A 17,628-nucleotide genomic window follows, 5' to 3' on the forward strand; every position below is an offset into this window, starting at 1 on the left:
GGGGGCCGACACCCCCGGGGCGTGCGCAACAAGCCCGTGGGGGCGCACCGTTCGACGGTGCGCCCCCACGGCGTACCCGCCCCGCCGGCCCGCTACCCTTCGGCTGTCGCAGTCACCCGGGGGAGGGCGAGACCATGGCAGCCGAAGGGCCGCGCACGAGGGAGCAGCGCCGCGAGGACACGCTGAGCCGGTTCGAGAAGGACGTCGACGTGTGGGTGGCCACCGCGGACGCCGAGGGGGTGCCCTGCCTCGTACCCCTGTCCTTCCGGTGGGACGGCGCGACCTTCCTGATGTCGACCGGCAGCAACCTGCCCACCGGCCGCAACCTCACCGCGAGCGGACGGGTGCGGCTGGCCTTCGGCGCGACCCGCGACGTGGTGCTCGTGGACGGCACCGTGACCCGGCTGGAGGCCGCGGAGCTCGGCCCCGGCGAGATCGAGGCCTTCGCGGCCCACTCCGGCTTCGACCCGAGCGGACTCAAGACGCCCTACCCCTACTTCCGGGTCACACCGGTGTGGATCCAGGCCTGGCGCGAGGCCGACGAGATCGAGGGCCGGGACCTGATGAAGGACGGCCGCTGGCTCTGAGGAAGCGGCCGGGTCCGGCGACCGCGGCCGCCGGACCCGGCGCTACGCCGCGAAACCGCCGTCGACCGCGAACTCGGCGCCCGTCACGTAGGCGGCGTCCGGGCCGGCGAGGAAGGACACCAGGGCCGCCACCTCCTGCGCGGTGCCGAATCGCCCGAGGGCCGTCAGCGCGCTCTGCGGGGCGGCGCCGGGACCCTGCGCCGGGTTCAAGTCCGTGTCCACCGGGCCGGGGTGCACGAGGTTCGCGGTGATCCCGCGCTCGCCGAGCTCCCGGGCCAGTGCCTTGGACATGCCGGTCAGCGCGGCCTTGCTCATCGCGTAGAGGACCCCGCCCGGGCCGGGGACCCGCTGGACCATGCAGCTGCCGATGGTGACGATCCGGCCGCCGGATCCCATCCGCGCCGCCGCGGCCTGCGCGGTCAGGAACGCGCCGCGCACGTTGACCGCCAGCACCCGGTCCACGTCGTGCAGGGCCAGGGCGTCCAGCGGCCCGAGTACGCCGATGCCCGCGTTGTTGACGAGCGCGTCGATCCGCCCGAGCCCCCGTACGGTCTCCTCCACCGCGGCGACCGCCCGTGCCGGGTCGCCCACGTCGGCCCGGACCGCCAGGGCGCGGCGGCCGAGCGCCTCGATGCGGTCCACGACCCCCGCGGCGGCGTCCGCGCCGTGGACGTAGGTGACCGCGACGTCGAGGCCGTCCTGCGCCAGCCGCAGGGCGGTGGCCGCTCCGATCCCCCGGCTGCCGCCGGTCACCAGTGCCACCGTGCCGCTGCTGCCCATGGTCTTCCCCTTTGCTCTCGTCCGACAAGTCGTTGCGGGTTCAATGAAAACGAGCGTCGGGGGGAGGGCGCTGGCGGGAATCGGACGTCGCGTTCGTGCGCGTCGCCCCGATGAGTTCCTGGGCGCCCGGGAGTCTGAACACGTGCAGTGGACACCGGACACAAGGAGCGCAGAACCATGGGCAAGCTGACCCTCACCACCTTCGTGACCCTCGACGGCGTCATGCAGGCCCCCGGCGGGCCGGAGGAGGACCCCAGCGGCGGGTTCGCGTACGGAGGCTGGCTGGTGCCGTTCAGCGACGAGGGCATGGGGACGTTCATGAACGAGGTGTTCGACCGGGCCGCGGCCTTCCTGCTCGGACGCCGCACGTACGAGATCTTCGCCGACTACTGGCCGAAGGTGACCGACCCCACGCACCCGATCGCGAGCCGGCTCAACGGGCTGCCGAAGTACGTCGCCTCGACCACCCTGGAGGACCCGGCCTGGGCCGGGACCACCGTCATCGACGGCGAACACCTCCAGAGCGAGATCATGCGGATCAAGGACGCGCTGGAGGGGAGCCGGGAACTCCAGGTGCACGGCAGCGGGGCGCTGGCCCAGTGGCTGCTGGTGCGGGACCTCGTGGACGAGCTGAACCTGCTGGTGTTCCCGGTCTTCCTGGGCGCCGGGCAGCGGCTGTTCCCCACGGGCGGGCTGCCGACGGCCTACGAACTGGCCGCGTCGCGCACGACGCCGAACGGCACGGCCATCCTCACGTACCGCCCGACGGGCCGGGCCACGTTCGGCACCTTCGTCTGATCCGGCGGCCGCCGCCCGCCGCCCGCCGGGCCCGGGAAGGACGGCCCGGCGGGCGGCGGTGTGCACGGGCCGGCTGTGGTTCCGGTCGGCGGTGGCTCCGGGCGGTGTGGCGCGGGGCGGTGGTGAAAGCGCTCGACCGCCATGATCGGCTCCGGTACGGTGAGCCCCGCCCGTGGGAGCCGCCGAAGTCTCCACCCGCTTCACGCCGCTGGAGAGTCCCCGGTGAGCTCGTCCGCCCTTCTCGCCCGCACCGCCGCGCCCCGCCGGGCCTGGCTCGCCGACCTGCCCGTGCTGGCCGTCGCCGTCGTCTGGGGCGGCAGCTACCTCGCCGCCAAGGGCATCACCACGGCCCACACCGTCATCGCCGTCCTCGTCCTGCGCTTCGCACTCGTGCTGCCCGTCCTCGCCGTCGCCGGACGGCGGCGACTGCGGGCGCTCACCGCCCGGCAGCTGCGCGGCGCGGGCCTGCTGGGTCTCGTACTCGGCGGGATCTTCCTGCTGGAGACCTACGGGGTCGTCCACACCTCCGCCACCAACGCCGGGCTGATCATCAGCCTGACCATGATCTTCACCCCGCTCGCCGAGGCCGCCGTACGGCGCGAGGCACCCCCGGGCGCCTTCCTCGCGGGCGCCGCGGCCTCCGTCGCCGGTGTCGTCCTGCTCACCCAGGGCGCCGGGTTCACCGTCCCCGGCGTCGGCGACCTGCTCGTTCTCGGCGCGGCCCTCGCCCGGACCCTGCACGTCCTTCTGATGGCCCGGAGCACGGCCGTCCAGGGCGCCGACCCGCTGTCGCTGACCACCGTTCAGCTCGGCGGCGCCGTGCTCGTCTTCGCCGTACTGGCCGCCGTACCCGGCACGGGCGAGCTCCCCCTGGCGGCGGCCGCCGCGTTCGGGCCCGCCGAGTGGGCGGGACTCGCCTTCCTCTCCGTCTTCTGCACCCTCTTCGCCTTCTTCGTGCAGATGTGGGCCGTACGACGCTCCTCGCCCTCCCGCGTCAGCCTGCTGCTCGGCACCGAACCCCTGTGGGCGGCCGCCGCGGGCATCGCGATCGGCGGCGAGCACCTGGGACCGGCCGGCCTCGCGGGCGCCCTGCTCGTCCTCGGCGGAACCGCCTGGGGCCGTCGAGCCGTGACCGGCTGACCCGGCGGCCGGGGGACGTCGGTGGCCGAAGGGCGCTGACGAGTGACCGGAAAACGCCGGGTCCCGTACTGACCGGTCACATTAGTGTGACCGCATGCCCTTACCGGACATCAGCGCGAACGACGCGGACTTCCTCACCGACCCCTACTCCTTCTACGCCCGGCTGCGCGCGACGGGGCCGGTGCACCACGTGGAGGTCACCGCCGAGTACGCGCCCACCTATCTGGTCGTCGGCTACGACGAGGCCCGCCAGGCCCTCGCCCATCCCGGTCTGGCGAAGGACTGGAGCAGCGGCGCGATCCTGCCGGGCATCACCGCCACCCAGGCCAACCGCAACATGCTGGAGGCGGACCCGCCGCACCACACCCGGCTGCGCCGCCTGGTCGCCCGCGAGTTCACCTCCCGCCGCGTACAGGCCATGCGGCCCCGCGTCCAGCAGATCACCGACGACCTGCTCGACGCGATGGCCGCCCGCCCGCAGCGCACCGCCGACCTGATCAAGGCCCTCGCCTTCCCGCTCCCGATGACCGTCATCGGCGAACTCCTGGGCGTCCCCGGCCTGGACCGCGAGCGCTTCAGCTACTGGTCCAAGGAGGTCGTCGCCCCCACCTCCGCCACCCCGAGCACCACCGCGCACCACAAGCTCGGCGAGTACCTCGCCGAACTCGTCGCGGCCAAGGCGAAGGACCCGGGCGACGACCTGCTGAGCGCACTGATCCGGACCCGGGACGAGGACGGCGACGCCCTGTCCCCCGAAGAGCTGATCGGGATGGCCTTCCTGCTGCTGGTCGCCGGCCACGAGACCACCGTCAACCTGATCTCCAACGGCACGCGCGCCCTGCTGGCCCACCCGGACCAACTCGCCGCCCTGCGCGCCGACTACGACGGCCTGCTCGACGGCGCGGTCGAGGAGATGCTGCGCTACGACGGCCCGGTCCAGAACGCCACCTACCGCTACGCCCGCGAGGACATGGAGCTCGGCGGCACCGCCATCCCCGCCGGGGCCACCGTCCTCGTCTCGCTGGCCGGAGCCGACCGCGACCCCGGGCGCTACGGCGACCCCGACACGTTCGACATCCGGCGCGCGCCGCAGGGACACCTCGCCTTCGGGCACGGACTGCACTTCTGCATCGGCGCCCCGCTCGCCCGGATGGAGGGCCGCATCGCGATCCGCGGTCTGCTGGAGCGCTTCCCGGACCTGGCCGAGGACCCGGCCGGGGGCCCGCCGGACCACCTCGGGGGCAGCCTGATCCGCGGCGTGACCCGGCTGCCGGTGCGCTGGTAGCCGCCGCCCGTGCCCGGTTCCGTACCGCCCCGGCCCCCGCGCCCGCCCGCGCGGCCCCCGCTCCCGCCGCGGGGCGCCTCACAGGTCCGGCAGCTCCGCCATCTTGACCGGGCGCCGCTCGCGCCGCGACAACTCGCACGCTTCCGCGATCCGCAGCGCCGCCAGCGCCTCCCGGCCGTCGCACGGGTTGGGGCCCTCGCCGCGCACCAGCCGGACGAAGGCCGCCAGCTCCGCCTCGTACGCGGGGGCGAACCGCTCCAGGAACCCCGCCCACGGCTTGCTCGCCGGGGGCGGGCCGTGCGGTTCGGTCGAGGCGATCGGCGTCCGGTCGTCCAGCCCCGAGGAGACCTGGTCGAGCTCCCCGGCCAGCTCCATCCGTACGTCGTACCCGGCGCCGTTGCACCGGGTGCCCGTACAGGTGGCCAGGGTCCCGTCGTCCAGGGTGAGGACGGCCGCGGCGGTGTCCACGTCGCCGGCCTCGCGGAACACCGCAGGACCCGCGTCGGACCCGGTCGCGTACACCTCCGTCACCTCGTGCCCGGTCACCCAGCGGACCATGTCGAAGTCGTGCACCAGGCAGTCCCGGTACAGCCCCCCGGAGGTCGCCAGGTACGCGGCGGGCGGCGGCGCCGGATCGGCCGTCGTCGTCCGCACGGTGTGCAGGCGGCCCAGGGCCCCGGAGCGCACCAGCTCCCGGGCGGTGCGGCAGCCCGCGTCGAAGCGGCGCATGAAGCCCAGCTGGAGCACCCCCTCGGCGGCGGTCACCTCGCGCAGCACGGCCAGTGTCCGGGCGAGGTCGCCGGCCAGCGGCTTCTCGCAGAACACCGGCAGCCCGCCGCGTACCGCCCGCAGGACCAGACCGACGTGCGCGTCGGTGGAGCAGGCCACGACCACGGCGTCGACGCCCCAGGTGAAGACCTGCTCCACGGACGGCGCGGCGGTCGCGCCCAGCCGGTCGGCGACCCGCGCCGCCCGCGCGGGATCGGCGTCGGCGAGCAACAGCGAGCCGGCGTCCGGGTGGCGGGCCAGTGCCGCCGCGTGGAAGGAGCCGATCCGGCCCGTTCCGATCACCCCGATGCGCATGCAATCAACCTGGCCCCCTCACCGGGGGCTGTCAATCCGCCCGACCGTACCCGTATGGCCGAGATGGGCTCGAAGGACCCGATGACCGCACATGGTGCACTGTGGCGGATACTGAGCGGCTGGAACCGTAATGACCGCTTTGGTAGCAGCGGACCGCACAAGACGCAGGACGAGGGAAGGGCACGCAGACGTGGCTAGGGTTCGGACAGGGGTGCGCGTCGTGGGCGCGGTGCTCGCGGCGGCACTGGGAGCCTCCCTCGTGGGCTGCAGCAGTACGGGCGGAAAGCGCGCCGAGGAGCGGGCCAAGGCCGCCCAGGCGGGCCGCCCCGCCGTGTCCACCCCGCGCTGGACCTTCGCGATGGTCACCCACGCGGGAGACGGCGACACCTTCTGGGACATCGTCCAGAAGGGCGCCAAGGAGGCCGCGGCCAAGGACAACATCAACTTCGTCTACGCCCACGACGACCAGGCGCAGCAGCAGGCCCAGTTCGTGCAGAACGCCATCGACCAGAAGGTCGACGGGATCGTGGTGAGCCTGGCGAAGCCCGAGGCGCTCAAGGACGTCATCGGCAAGGCGGTCAAGGCCGGCATCCCGGTGATCACGGTCAACTCCGGTTCCGCGCAGTCATCCGAGTACGGTGCCCTCACCCACATCGGCCAGGACGAGCAGATCGCCGGCGAGGCGGTCGGCAGCGAGCTGACCAGGCGCGGGAAGAGGAAGGCCGTCTGCGTCCTGCACGAGCAGGGCAACGTCGGGCACGAGCAGCGCTGCGCCGGGGCGAAGAAGACGTTCGGCGGGACCATGGAGAACCTGTACGTCGAGGGCACCAACATGCCCTCCGTCCAGGCCGCCATCCAGGCGAAACTCCAGGCCGACCCGTCCGTCGACGCGATCGTCACCCTCGGCGCCCCCTTCGCCCCGACGGCGATCAAGGCGAAGGACGCGGCGGGCAGCAAGGCGGAGGTCGACACCTTCGACCTCAATGAGTCCGTCGCCCGCGACCTGAAGTCCGGCGCCCTCGGCTTCGCCGTCGACCAGCAGCCCTACCTCCAGGGCTACGAGGCCGTCGACCTGCTGTGGCTCTACCGCTACAACGCGGACGTGCTCGGCGGCGGCCGCCCGGTCCTGACCGGCCCGCAGATCGTGACCGCCGACGAGGCGGCCAAGCTGGAGCAGTACATCAAGCGGGGCACCCGATGAGCACGGCAACGGCCGTCGACGAGCGGCTCGCCCCCACCTCCCTGGTCCGCAGGCTGCTCGGCCGCCCCGAGCTGGGCGCGGTCGTCGGCGCGGCCGCCGTCTTCGTCTTCTTCTCCTTCGCCGCGCCGAGCTTCCTGCAGGCCTCCAGCCTGAGCACGGTCCTGTACTCGGCCTCCACCATCGGGATCATGGCCTGCCCGGTGGCCCTGCTGATGATCGGCGGCGAGTTCGACCTGTCCGCCGGGGTCATGGTCACCACGTCGGCACTGGTCAGCTCGATGTTCAGCTACCAGATGACCGCCAACGTGTGGGTGGGCGTGGGGGTGTCCCTGCTGGTCACCCTCGCCATCGGATTCTTCAACGGGTTCATGCTGACCCGGACCCGGCTGCCCAGCTTCATCATCACGCTCGGCACGTTCCTGATGCTGACGGGCCTGAACCTGGGCTTCACCAAGCTGATCAGCGGCTCCGTGTCGACCAAGACGATCGCCGACATGGAGGGCTTCTCCTCCGCCCGTGCGCTCTTCGCCTCGCAGTGGAACGTCGGCTCGGTCACCCTCAAGGTCACCATCCTGTGGTGGCTGGCCCTGGTCGCCGTCGCCACCTGGATCCTGCTGCGCACCCGCGCCGGCAACTGGATCTTCGCGGTCGGCGGCGGGGCGGACGCGGCCCGCGCGACCGGCGTCCCGGTGGTCAAGACCCGGATCGGCCTCTACATGGGCGTGGCCCTGTGCGCCTGGATCTCCGGCCAGCACATCCTCTTCTCGTTCGACGTCGTCCAGTCGGGCGAGGGCGTCGGCAACGAGTTCCTCTACATCATCGCGGCCGTCATCGGCGGCTGCCTGATGACCGGCGGCTACGGCTCCGCCATCGGCTCGGCCGTCGGCGCGTTCATCTTCGGCATGACCAGCAACGGCATCGTCTACGCCCAGTGGAACCCCGACTGGTTCAAGTTCTTCCTCGGCGCGATGCTCCTGCTCGCGACGCTGCTCAACGCATGGGTCCGCAAGCGGGCGGAGGCGAAGTGACCATGAGCGCGATGACCAAGGCCGCGGGCCCGGCCCTCGTGAAGCTGACCGACGTCAGCAAGTTCTACGGCAACATCCGCGCCCTCCAGGGGGTCTCCCTGGAGGTCCACGCGGGCGAGATCACCTGTGTCCTCGGCGACAACGGCGCCGGCAAGTCCACGCTCATCAAGATCATCGCGGGGCTGCACCGGCACGACGCCGGCAGTTTCGAGATCGAGGGGGAGGAGACGGTGCTCGCCAACCCGCGCGCCGCCCTCGACCACGGCATCGCCACCGTCCACCAGGACCTGGCCGTCGTCCCGCTGATGCCCGTCTGGCGCAATTTCTTCCTCGGCTCCGAGCCCACCAGGGGACGCGGCCCGTTCCGCCGCCTCGACGTGGACATGATGCGCAGGACCACCCGCGCCGAGCTGCTGCGCATGGGCATCGACCTGCGCGACGTCGACCAGCCGATCGGCACCCTGTCCGGCGGCGAGCGCCAGTGCGTGGCCATCGCCCGCGCCGTCTACTTCGGCGCGAAGGTCCTCGTCCTGGACGAGCCGACCGCAGCCCTCGGCGTGAAGCAGTCCGGCGTGGTCCTGAAGTACGTCGCCGCGGCCCGTGACGCGGGCCTGGGCGTGGTCCTGATCACCCACAACCCGCACCACGCCCACCTGGTCGGGGACCGGTTCGTGCTGCTCAAGCGCGGCACCATGGCGGGCAGCCACACCCGCGACTCGATCACCCTGGACGAGCTCACCCGGCAGATGGCGGGCGGCTCGGAGCTGGACGAGCTGAGCCACGAGCTGGAGCGGGTGGCAGAATCAGGACCGGACCACCCGGCCGGAGCAGCCGATCCGGCATCCGGCACCACCGCACCCTGAGGGACGACACGACTCGATGAGCACGTACCGGGACTTCACGCTCTCCCACCGGGGGTCGGCGCGAGGCACCGTCCTGCGGACCATCGGGACCCGTGAGCGCCGGTCGCACCTGACCGCCCCGCGCGTCCCGACCGTCGGCATCGACATCGGCGGCACCAAGGTGATGGCCGGCGTCGTCGACGCCGACGGGGTCATCCTGGAGAAGATCCGCACCGAGACCCCCGACAAGTCCAAGAGCCCCAAGGTCGTCGAGGACACCATTGTCGAGCTGGTGCTCGACCTGTCCGACCGGCACGACGTCCACGCGGTGGGCATCGGCGCGGCGGGCTGGGTCGACGCCGACCGTTCGCGCGTCCTGTTCGCCCCGCACCTGGCCTGGCGCGACGAGCCGCTGCGCGACGCGCTCCAGTCCCGGCTCGCGGTCCCCGTCATGGTGGACAACGACGCCAACACCGCCGCCTGGGCCGAATGGCGCTTCGGCGCCGGGCGCGGCGAGGACCACCTCGTCATGATCACACTCGGGACCGGCATCGGCGGCGCCATCCTCGAAGGCGGCCAGGTCAAGCGCGGCCGCTTCGGGGTCGCCGGCGAGTTCGGCCACATGCAGGTCGTGCCCGGCGGACACCGTTGCCCGTGCGGCAACCGCGGCTGCTGGGAGCAGTACAGCTCCGGCAACGCCCTGGTCCGCGAGGCCCGCGAGCTGGCGGCCGCCGACTCCCCGGTCGCGTACAACATCATCGCGAGGGTCGGCGGCAACGTCGCCGAGATCACCGGGCCGCTCATCACCGAGCTGGCCCGCGAGGGCGACGCGATGTGCGTCGAGCTCCTCCAGGACATCGGCCAGTGGCTCGGCGTCGGCATCGCCAACCTCGCCGCCGCCCTCGACCCGTCCTGCTTCGTCATCGGCGGCGGCGTCAGCGCCGCCGACGACCTGCTGATCGGGCCCGCCCGGGACGCCTTCCGGCGCCACCTCACCGGCCGCGGCTACCGCCCCGAGGCCCGCATCGCCAAGGCGCAGCTCGGCCCCGAGGCCGGCATGGTCGGCGCCGCGGACCTGGCCCGGCTCGTCGCACGCCGCTTCCGCCGCGCCACGCGCCGGCGCGTGGAGCGCTACGAGCGCTACGCGCAGTGGGGGCTGATCGACTCCCCGGCCACCGCGGAGCGCAAGGCGGCGCAGACCAAGGCGGCAGAGGCCGCGGCCCCCGAGCGCACGGCCCCCGAGCGTGAAGTCGCCGGAGCCCGTGAAGTCGCCGGAGCCGCAGGCCCCGAGCGCACGGCCGCCGAGCGTGAAGCCGCCGGGGCTGCCGAAACGACCGAGGGGGCCCGCCCCGAGGCCGGCGGGCTCCCCGAGGGGGACGCGCAGTGACCCCGCCCTCCCTGCCCCACCAGGCGCCGCCCCCCGACGAGGGCGCCGCGCCGCCCCCGGTGGAGGACCGGCGGCACGTCGTCAGGCGCCGCTGGATCACCGCGATCATCATCCTGCTGCTGGTCGGCGTGCCGGCGGGCTACCTCGCCGTGTCCGCCCAGCAGAGCCGGGAGAGCGGCCGCGACAAGGCCGCCAAGGTCGGCGCGACCAAGGTGCGCCCGGGCTGGCCCTCCAAGGTGCAGCGCAGCATCTACGAGGTGCCGATCCCGCCGAAGGCTTGGCGGGTCGGGTTCCTGGAGACCAACAACTGGCGCACCAGCCGGCTGTACGTGCAGTTCGCGGTGACCCCCGCCGACCTGGACGCCTTCCTCGCCGAGCTCGGCACCAGCCGGGCCGGGCTGACCCGCGAGGTCTCGATCGGGGCGCACGACGCCGCGGTCGCCGGCTGGAGCTGGGGTCCCGACAACGCCTGGTACGGCACCACCCTGGAGCAGCCCGGCCCGCGCCCCACCCGGGACGTCACGGTCGACCTCACGGACCCGGCGAAGCCCAGGGTCTACGTGGTGTCCACGGCGGTCCCGTAGACGTGCCCGTACCCGTACCCACTCCGCCCCGCCGCGCCCGCCGCTAGGCCCTGTCGTCAAACTCCCGTCGTCGCCCGCGGGGCAGACGGCAGTTTGACGACAGGGCCTAGCCTGGGATCATGAAGCTCATCAAGCGGCTGCACTCCTGTGTCCAACTGGAGAAGGACGGGCGCGTGCTCGTCATCGACCCGGGCGCGTTCAGCGAGCCCGGCGCGGGGCTCGGGGCCGACGTCCTGCTGGTCACGCACGAGCACCCCGACCACTTCGACGAGGGCCGGCTGCGGGCCGCCCTCGACGCGAACCCGGCGGCCGCGCTGTGGACGCTGCGCAGCGTCGCGGAGCGGCTGGCCCCGGCGTATCCGGGCCGGGTGCACACCGTCGGCCACGGGGACGCCTTCAGCGCCGCCGGGTTCGAGGTCCAGGTGCACGGCGAGCTGCACGCCGTGATCCACCCGGACATCCCGCGGGTCACCAATGTCGGCTACCTCGTGGAGGGTTCGCTCTTCCACCCCGGGGACGCGCTGACCGTGCCCGAGGTGCCCGTGGACACCCTGATGCTCCCCGTGCACGCGCCCTGGAACAAGGTCGCCGAGGTGATCGACTACCTGCGCGAGGTCAAGCCGCGCCGGGCCATCGACATCCACGACGCCTACCTCTCGGACATCGCCCGGCCGATCTACGACCACGCCCTGGCCGCACTGGGCGGCACCGAGCACGGGCGGCTCGCCGCCGGGGACGCCGCCGAACTGTGACTGTCGGTGCCGGGCGGTAGGTTGGTCGGCATGCGTATCGCCACGTTCAACGTCAACTCGATCACCGCCCGGCTGCCCCGTCTGCTGGCCTGGCTGGAGAGCTCCGGCACCGATGTCGTGTGCATCCAGGAGACCAAGTGCTCCGCGGAGCAGTTCCCGCACGCGGAGCTGCGCGAGCTGGGCTACGAGTCGGCCGTCAACGCCACCGGCAGGTGGAACGGCGTGGCCCTGATCTCGAAGGCCGGCCTGGACGACGTGGTCATGGGCCTGCCCGGCGGCCCCGCCTACGAGGGCGTCCAGGAGCCGCGGGCGATCTCCGCCACCTGCGGCGGAGTGCGCCTGTGGTCGGTGTACGTGCCGAACGGCCGCGAGGTCGAGCACGACCACTACGGCTACAAGCTGGACTGGTTCCGCGCGCTGACCACCGCCGTCGCCGAAGACGCGGCCGGGCCGCGCCCGTTCGCCGTGCTCGGCGACTTCAACGTGGCCCCCACCGACGAGGACGTGTACGACCCGGCGGTCTTCGAGGGCCTGACCCACGTGACCCCCGCCGAGCGCGCCGCGCTGGAGGCACTGCGTGCCGCGGGCCTCTCCGACGTGGTGCCGCGCCCGCTCAAGTACGACCGCCCGTACACGTACTGGGACTACCGCCAGCTCGCCTTCCCCAAGAACCGGGGCATGCGCATCGACCTGGTGTACGGGAACGAGCCCTTCGCCAAGGCCGTCACCGACGCCTACGTCGACCGCGAGGAGCGCAAGGGCAAGGGCGCCTCGGACCACGCCCCGGTCGTCGTGGACCTGGCGCTGGACGCGTAGCCGGTCCCCGGGCGGATCCCGCGCGCCCTGTGGCCAGCGCGGGATCCTGGTGCCAGGCTGGTCCGTATGAACATCCCCTTCCTGGACCACTGGCTGAACCGGCACCAAACGGAACGGGGTGCGGGGCTGGCCGCCGCCCTCGCGGACGATCCCGAGAACGTCAACGAGTTGTTCTCGGAATGCGAGATGCTGCGCGTCCACGCGCGGGCGGCCGGACTGGAACTCGACGAGAGTCCGGCCTCGTTGGAGGCGCTCGACCAGCTGATGCCCCGCTGGCGCCGGGACCCGGAGGTGGTGCCCTGGCTCGGCAACGACGCGGGCTTCTACCTCGGCACGGTGATCATCCGGACCAGGCTGGGCGCCGCCTGGCAGGTCTGGCCCAACGGCCAGCCGGTGATCCGCCTGGCCTCGGGCCGCGAGCTGAACGTGGTGGAGTCGGGGGTGTCGTGGGCGATGACGGGGTCCCCCGAGCTGTCCCAGGCGTACGCCGAAGCCTCCGAGGGCTGACCTCCACGGGCCCCGTTCGATGTTTATGTCGCCTTTAGGCGTGTCGAGCGGAAGCGCCCTTCCGCCGCTGGATAGTTTGCGCTGACCTCGACACTCCGACAGGTGGGCAGGGCAGCGCATGGCCGTCGATCGGTTGATCGAGCTGCGGAACGTCAACAAGCACTACGGGGCCCTGCGCGTCCTCCAGGACACCGACCGCACGCCGGCGGTCCGCCGGTCAAGGGCCCGCAGCCCGAGGACCCGGCGGTGGACAAGGTCGCGACGGGCTTCCGGCTGCCCCGGTCGCCCACCCGGAAGAGGGCCAGGAAGCGCGGCCGCCTGGTGGTCGGCGCGAAGGAGCGCCCCGCGCCGGAACCCGGAACGGTGCTGCCGGGCGGTTCACGGTAGCTCCGAAGAGCCGCCCCGTCCGGCAGCAGCCGCAGATCACTGCTCGCGCAGAGGTACCGAGGAGTACGAGGGATCGGTGCACGGCGAGGAGAAGGTCAGCTGCGCCGGTGGGGTCGTGCTCGTGCATCAGCCGTTCTGCGGCGTGCCGCTCAGGGCGCTCTTGGCCTTCCACTCGTCCCAGGACAGGTTCCACTCGCCGTAGCCGTTGCCGATGTCGGCCTTGCCCTTGGAGCCTTCGCCGGAGACCTCGACCAGGTCGCCGACCTGGGCCTCGGCGAAGAGGGCCTTCGCGTCGGAGTCGCTCATCCCGACACAGCCGGAACTGGTGTTGGCGCGACCGAAGTTGCCGGTGTTCCACGGCGCGGCGTGGATGTACATGCCCGACCAGGTCACCCGCATCGAGTAGTCGACCATCTTGTCGTAGGAGTCACCCAGGCCCACCGTCTGGGAGTCCATCCGGATGGTGCCCTCCTTGGTCATCAGCACCATCTTCCCGAGCCAGGAGGCCTTCTTGCCGCCGGGCGTGCCCGCCGAGACCGGGATGGTCTTCACCGTCTGGCCGTCCTCGGTCACCGTCATCTTGTGGGTGTTCAGGTCGACCTGGAGACGGCGGTCCTTACCGATCTTGAACTCGGTGTTGTAGTCCTTGACGAACATGCCGCCGCCCTGGCCCGAGTCCACCCCGTTGAGGTTCATCTCGACCTTGACCTCGGTGCCGGACTTCCAGTAGTCCTTCGGCCGCCAGTCCACCCGGTCGTTGCCGGTGTAGTCCTTGAACCAGCCCCAGGAGCCCTCGGTGTTGTTCGAGGTGGTGACCTTCAGGTGCTTCTCGACCTCGGCCTTGTTCTTCACCGGGTTGTCGAAGACGATCGAGACCGGCTGGGCCACGCCCACCACGCCGTTCGCCTTGCCCGGGTTGATCGTGACCTTGTTGACCTTGTCCGCGGCGACCGTCTTGAACTGGGCGTTCGCGCTCTGGCTGTCGGTGTTCTGCGCCTCGACCTTGTACTCGGTGCCCGGCGAGGCGTTGCGCTCGGAGGTCCACGTCCTGCCGTCGTCGGCTATCTTGCCGGGCAGTTCGTTGCCCTTGCCGTCGGACACCTTCACCAGGGCCAGCTTGCCCTCGGCGAGGGTCACCTTCACCGGCTCGCCGGGCTTGGCCTGATCGCCCGTGAGGTTCACGGAGATGGCCATGTCCGGCTTCTTCTTCATCTCCCCCTTGCCGGAGTCGGTCCCGCCGCCGCTCCCGCCCGAGCAGGCGGTCAGCGCTGCGGCCATGAGTGCGGTCCCGGCCAGCATGGCGTGGCGACTGCGTGCGATACGGCGTGTGCGGCTCAACGAAACCCCTCCAAGTAATGATCGATCGCAAAAGGAGATGCGAACGGCACGACTGTAGGTTGCGCAATCCGCCGAAAAGATTCGTCCGCCTCTTGTGACGTGCACCGCAGCAAAACGGTCATCGTCCGGTCACAATCGCCGCGCACCGCGGTCATGGACACCTGTGAGAGTCCTGTGCGTCCCGCTTCCCCGGACGTACAGGAAGGCCGATCCGCCGTGTGCGCACTGCTCGTGACCCCCGCTCACCGAAACCAGTCCCCGGACCGGGAACTGAGCGTGCGTTCCCTGTCCGTTCCGGAATACGAGGCCTTCCTTTCGCGAAACCGGAATGCCAGCTTTCTCCAGTACCCGTCCTGGGCCGCCGTAAAGGACCAGTGGCGCTCGGAAAGGGTCGGATGGCACTACCCGGACGGGCAGATGGCCGGCGCCGGACTGGTCCTCTACCGCCAATTCCCCGGCACCCGGAAATACTTCGCCTACCTCCCCGAGGGTCCCGTCGCCGACTGGTCCGACCCGCACATCGACCGGTGGCTGGAGCCCCTCAAGCGCCACCTGCGCGCGGCCGGCGCGTTCGCCGTCCGGATCGGGCCCACGCCCGCCTACCGCCGCTGGGACGCCGCCGCCGTCAAGTCCGCCACCGGTCCCGGCCGGCAGGTGTCCGATGTGCTCGCCACCGAGGTCGACCCCGTCGGCGCGGCCCTCGCCGACCGGCTGCGCACCCGTGGCTGGACCCGCTGCGGAGGCGAGGACGACGGCGACGCCCAGCCGCGCCACGTCTTCCGCGTGCCGCTCGCGGGCCGCTCCGTCGACGAGCTGTGGTCCGGCCTCAACCAGGAGTGGCGGCGCAACGTGCGCAAGGCGGAGAAGGCCGGCGTGGAGACGGTCCTCGGCACCGCCGCCGACCTGCCCGAGTTCTACCGGCTGCTGCGCATCACCGAGGAGCGCGACGGGTTCCGCCTGGGCCGCGCGCTCTCCTACTACCAGCGGCAGTACGAGGCCCTCAACGCCGAATCGCCCGGCCGGATGCGCCTCTACCTGGGCATCCACGAAGGCGAGATCCTCGCCGCGCACACCATGATCGTGGCCGGGCGCCGGGTCTGGTACCAGACCGGGGCCTCCGCCGACCACCGCCGCGAGGTCCGCCCCAGCAACGCCCTGCAGTGGCGCATGATGCGGGACGCCCACACCCTCGGGGCCGACGAGTACGACATGCGCGGGGTACCCTCCACTCTCGACCCCGACGAACGATCTTTCGGGCTGCTGCGCTGGAAGCTCGGCACCGGCGGGCAGGTCGTCGAAACCCTCGGCGAGTGGGAGACCCCGATGGACGGATACACCAACACGGCCCTGTACAAGGGCTTCCAGGCCTACATGGCCCGCCGGTGACCACCACCGACACCCGGCCGGCACCCGGCCCGGCCGCCGACGGCGCGTCCGCCGACGGCCCGGCCCGGCCGGCACCGGCGAAGACGTCGGTGCTGCGCAGCGGCGCGCTCATGGCCGCCGGCTCGATCGTCTCCCGCGCCACCGGCTTCGTCCGCTCCGCCGTCGTCGTCGCCGCACTCGGCACCGGGCTGCTCGGCGACGGCTACGCCGTCGCCAACACCGTCCCGAACATCCTGTACATGCTGCTCATCGGCGGCGCGCTCAACGCCGTCTTCGTCCCCGAGCTGGTCCGGGCCGCCAAGGAGCACGAGGACGGCGGGGCCGCCTACACCGACCGGCTGCTGACCGCCTGCACCGCGGTGCTCGTCGTACTGACCGCCGTCGCCGTGCTCGCCGCACCGCTGATCGTCTCCGCGTACACGCCCTACACCGGCAGCCAGGCGAGCACCACCGTCGCACTGGCCCGGTACTGCCTCCCGCAGATCCTCTTCTACGGCCTGTTCACCCTGCTCGGCCAGGTCCTGAACGCCCGCGGCCGGTTCGGCGCGATGATGTGGACCCCGGTCCTCAACAACGTCGTGATCATCGGCGTCTTCGGGCTCTTCCTCCACGTCTCCCACGGCGCGGCGGACGGCCTGACGGCCGCCGAGACCCGCCTGCTGGGCCTGGGCACCACGGCCGGCATCGTCATCCAGGCCCTCGCCCTGGTCCCCTCGCTGCGCTCCGCCCGCTTCCGCTGGCGCCCCCGCTTCGACTGGCGCGGCCAGGGCCTGGCCCGCCCGCTGCGCAACGCGAGCTGGCTGGTCATGCTCGTCTTCACCAACCAGATCGGCTACTGGGTCGTCACCCGGCTCTCCACCGCCACCGGACACCGCGCCGTGGAGGCCGGCCTCGCGGGCGGCGCCGGGTACACCGCCTACAGCAACGCCTACCAGCTGTGGATCGTCCCGCAGGGCATCATCACCGTCTCCCTCGTCACCGCCCTGATGCCCCGGATGAGCTCGGCGGCGGCCGAGGGCGACCTCGGCGGCGTCCGCCGCGACGTCTCCTACGCGCTGCGCTCCAGCGCCGCCCTCGTCGTCCCCGCCGCCGCGCTGTTCGCCGCGCTCGCCCCCTGGATCATGGGCAGCGTCTTCGGGTACGGACGCACCGGCGCCGCCGACATCGAGGTCATGGCGGGCATGCTCGTCGCCTTCGCACCCGGCCTGATCGCCTTCTCCGGGCAGTACGTCCTCTCGCGCGCCTTCTACGCCCTCTCCGACACCCGGACCCCGTTCTTCCTGAACCTGGTCATCGCCGGCCTGAACGCAGGCCTGTCCGCCGCCGCCTACCTCCTGCTGCCACCGCGCTGGGCGGTCACCGGCATGGCCGGCGCCTACTCCGTCGCACTGTTCGCGGGCCTCGCGGTGACCGCGTACACCCTCTCCCGGCGGCTCGGCCCCCGCACGGGAACCCGTACCGAACGGCGCACCACCGCCGCCCGCACCCACCTTCGGCTGCTGACCGCCTGCCTGCCGGGCGCCGCCGCCGGGTACGCGGCCGCCCGGGCCGCCGACGGCCTCGGCGACTTCGCCGCGATCGGCGCGGGAACCGCGGCCCTCGCACTCGTCGTCGTACTCCTCGCCAGGCCGCTGGGCCTCACCGAGATCACCGATCTGCTGGACTCCCTGCGGCGCAAGACCGGCCGGCTGGACGATCCGAAGTCGGCGAAACACCCTGGATAATGA

Annotated in this window: 16 protein-coding genes and 2 pseudogenes; 15 read left to right on the top strand and 3 right to left on the bottom strand. The window is 72.3% G+C overall.

Annotated features, from left to right (window positions below; all coding sequences use genetic code 11):
• Positions 1-134: 134 nt before the first annotated feature.
• Positions 135-587 carry a pyridoxamine 5'-phosphate oxidase family protein gene (locus tag ACIPK4_RS32110; RefSeq protein WP_402319245.1) on the top strand — a complete coding sequence of 151 codons (453 nt, stop codon included), beginning with the start codon at positions 135-137 and terminating at the stop codon, positions 585-587.
• Between the two features lie 42 nt (positions 588-629).
• Here ACIPK4_RS32110 and ACIPK4_RS32115 read toward each other — a convergent pair whose 3' ends face one another.
• A complete protein-coding gene (locus tag ACIPK4_RS32115; RefSeq protein WP_402319248.1) occupies positions 630-1,367 on the bottom strand; it encodes an SDR family oxidoreductase in 738 nt (245 codons plus the stop codon).
• A gap of 177 nt (positions 1,368-1,544) precedes the next feature.
• Here ACIPK4_RS32115 and ACIPK4_RS32120 point away from each other — a divergent pair, with 177 nt between their 5' ends.
• The 3 genes from ACIPK4_RS32120 to ACIPK4_RS32130 all read left to right on the top strand — a co-directional run bounded on the left by ACIPK4_RS32120 (position 1,545) and on the right by ACIPK4_RS32130 (position 4,590).
• The gene (locus ACIPK4_RS32120; protein WP_402319251.1) at positions 1,545-2,165 is read left to right on the top strand and encodes a dihydrofolate reductase family protein; all 621 of its coding nucleotides are present in this window, start codon (positions 1,545-1,547) and stop codon (positions 2,163-2,165) included.
• Between the two features lie 222 nt (positions 2,166-2,387).
• On the top strand, positions 2,388-3,305 hold the full coding sequence (locus ACIPK4_RS32125) for a DMT family transporter (RefSeq protein WP_402319254.1): 918 nt from the start codon (positions 2,388-2,390) through the stop codon (positions 3,303-3,305).
• 94 nt (positions 3,306-3,399) lie between these two features.
• A complete protein-coding gene (locus tag ACIPK4_RS32130; protein WP_402319257.1) occupies positions 3,400-4,590 on the top strand; it encodes a cytochrome P450 in 1,191 nt (396 codons plus the stop codon).
• Between the two features lie 78 nt (positions 4,591-4,668).
• Here ACIPK4_RS32130 and ACIPK4_RS32135 read toward each other — a convergent pair whose 3' ends face one another.
• A complete protein-coding gene (locus ACIPK4_RS32135) occupies positions 4,669-5,673 on the bottom strand; it encodes a Gfo/Idh/MocA family oxidoreductase (protein WP_402319259.1) in 1,005 nt (334 codons plus the stop codon).
• Between the two features lie 220 nt (positions 5,674-5,893).
• Between ACIPK4_RS32135 and ACIPK4_RS32140 the strand changes: the two genes are divergently transcribed.
• The 9 genes and pseudogenes from ACIPK4_RS32140 to ACIPK4_RS32180 form a co-directional block, all read left to right on the top strand.
• Positions 5,894-6,874 carry a sugar ABC transporter substrate-binding protein gene (locus tag ACIPK4_RS32140; RefSeq protein WP_402319403.1) on the top strand — a complete coding sequence of 327 codons (981 nt, stop codon included), beginning with the start codon at positions 5,894-5,896 and terminating at the stop codon, positions 6,872-6,874.
• Complete coding sequence (locus tag ACIPK4_RS32145; protein ID WP_376194568.1) at positions 6,871-7,902, top strand: ABC transporter permease; 1,032 nt, start codon at positions 6,871-6,873, stop codon at positions 7,900-7,902. The genes ACIPK4_RS32140 and ACIPK4_RS32145 overlap by 4 nt, the downstream gene beginning before the upstream one ends.
• A 2-nt stretch (positions 7,903-7,904) precedes the next feature.
• Positions 7,905-8,765, top strand: coding sequence for an ATP-binding cassette domain-containing protein (locus ACIPK4_RS32150; protein ID WP_402319262.1), 861 nt, complete (start codon positions 7,905-7,907; stop codon positions 8,763-8,765).
• 16 nt (positions 8,766-8,781) lie between these two features.
• Positions 8,782-9,954, top strand: a pseudogene (locus ACIPK4_RS32155) (ROK family glucokinase); the annotation flags it as partial.
• Positions 9,955-10,127: 173 nt separating this feature from the next.
• Positions 10,128-10,715, top strand: a complete 588-nt coding sequence (locus tag ACIPK4_RS32160) for a hypothetical protein (RefSeq protein WP_054226700.1) — start codon at positions 10,128-10,130, stop codon at positions 10,713-10,715.
• A gap of 119 nt (positions 10,716-10,834) precedes the next feature.
• On the top strand, positions 10,835-11,467 hold the full coding sequence (locus tag ACIPK4_RS32165) for an MBL fold metallo-hydrolase (protein WP_402319265.1): 633 nt from the start codon (positions 10,835-10,837) through the stop codon (positions 11,465-11,467).
• 30 nt (positions 11,468-11,497) lie between these two features.
• Positions 11,498-12,283, top strand: a complete 786-nt coding sequence (locus tag ACIPK4_RS32170) for an exodeoxyribonuclease III (RefSeq protein ID WP_376194562.1) — start codon at positions 11,498-11,500, stop codon at positions 12,281-12,283.
• 66 nt (positions 12,284-12,349) lie between these two features.
• Positions 12,350-12,790: a DUF6278 family protein gene (locus ACIPK4_RS32175; protein ID WP_054226703.1), complete on the top strand. Its 441-nt coding sequence runs from the start codon at positions 12,350-12,352 to the stop codon at positions 12,788-12,790.
• A 204-nt stretch (positions 12,791-12,994) separates the two neighbouring features.
• Positions 12,995-13,129, top strand: a pseudogene (locus ACIPK4_RS32180) (ABC transporter substrate-binding protein); the annotation flags it as partial.
• 174 nt (positions 13,130-13,303) lie between these two features.
• Here the strand turns inward: ACIPK4_RS32180 and ACIPK4_RS32185 are convergent.
• Positions 13,304-14,515 (bottom strand): Ig-like domain-containing protein, encoded by a 1,212-nt coding sequence (locus ACIPK4_RS32185; protein ID WP_376194558.1) that lies wholly within the window; start codon positions 14,513-14,515, stop codon positions 13,304-13,306.
• Positions 14,516-14,731: 216 nt separating this feature from the next.
• Here ACIPK4_RS32185 and ACIPK4_RS32190 point away from each other — a divergent pair, with 216 nt between their 5' ends.
• Positions 14,732-15,901 carry a lipid II:glycine glycyltransferase FemX gene (locus tag ACIPK4_RS32190; protein ID WP_402319269.1) on the top strand — a complete coding sequence of 390 codons (1,170 nt, stop codon included), beginning with the start codon at positions 14,732-14,734 and terminating at the stop codon, positions 15,899-15,901.
• A gap of 89 nt (positions 15,902-15,990) precedes the next feature.
• The gene (murJ, locus tag ACIPK4_RS32195) at positions 15,991-17,625 is read left to right on the top strand and encodes a murein biosynthesis integral membrane protein MurJ (RefSeq protein WP_402319406.1); all 1,635 of its coding nucleotides are present in this window, start codon (positions 15,991-15,993) and stop codon (positions 17,623-17,625) included.
• Positions 17,626-17,628: the final 3 nt, after the last annotated feature.

The organism is Streptomyces sp. NPDC086989 (assembly GCF_044745505.1).
Lineage (GTDB): Bacteria > Actinomycetota > Actinomycetes > Streptomycetales > Streptomycetaceae > Streptomyces.

Excerpts from the sequence above, each read along its gene's own strand:
- ACIPK4_RS32110 (WP_402319245.1), top strand. The coding sequence starts at position 135 with ATGGCAGCCGAAGGGCCGCGCACGAGGGAGCAGCGCCGCGAGGACACG.
- ACIPK4_RS32115 (WP_402319248.1), bottom strand. The coding sequence starts at position 1,367 with ATGGGCAGCAGCGGCACGGTGGCACTGGTGACCGGCGGCAGCCGGGGG.
- ACIPK4_RS32120 (WP_402319251.1), top strand. The coding sequence starts at position 1,545 with ATGGGCAAGCTGACCCTCACCACCTTCGTGACCCTCGACGGCGTCATG.
- ACIPK4_RS32130 (WP_402319257.1), top strand. The coding sequence starts at position 3,400 with ATGCCCTTACCGGACATCAGCGCGAACGACGCGGACTTCCTCACCGAC.
- ACIPK4_RS32135 (WP_402319259.1), bottom strand. The coding sequence starts at position 5,673 with ATGCGCATCGGGGTGATCGGAACGGGCCGGATCGGCTCCTTCCACGCG.
- ACIPK4_RS32145 (WP_376194568.1), top strand. The coding sequence starts at position 6,871 with ATGAGCACGGCAACGGCCGTCGACGAGCGGCTCGCCCCCACCTCCCTG.
- ACIPK4_RS32150 (WP_402319262.1), top strand. The coding sequence starts at position 7,905 with ATGAGCGCGATGACCAAGGCCGCGGGCCCGGCCCTCGTGAAGCTGACC.
- ACIPK4_RS32165 (WP_402319265.1), top strand. The coding sequence starts at position 10,835 with ATGAAGCTCATCAAGCGGCTGCACTCCTGTGTCCAACTGGAGAAGGAC.
- ACIPK4_RS32170 (WP_376194562.1), top strand. The coding sequence starts at position 11,498 with ATGCGTATCGCCACGTTCAACGTCAACTCGATCACCGCCCGGCTGCCC.
- ACIPK4_RS32175 (WP_054226703.1), top strand. The coding sequence starts at position 12,350 with ATGAACATCCCCTTCCTGGACCACTGGCTGAACCGGCACCAAACGGAA.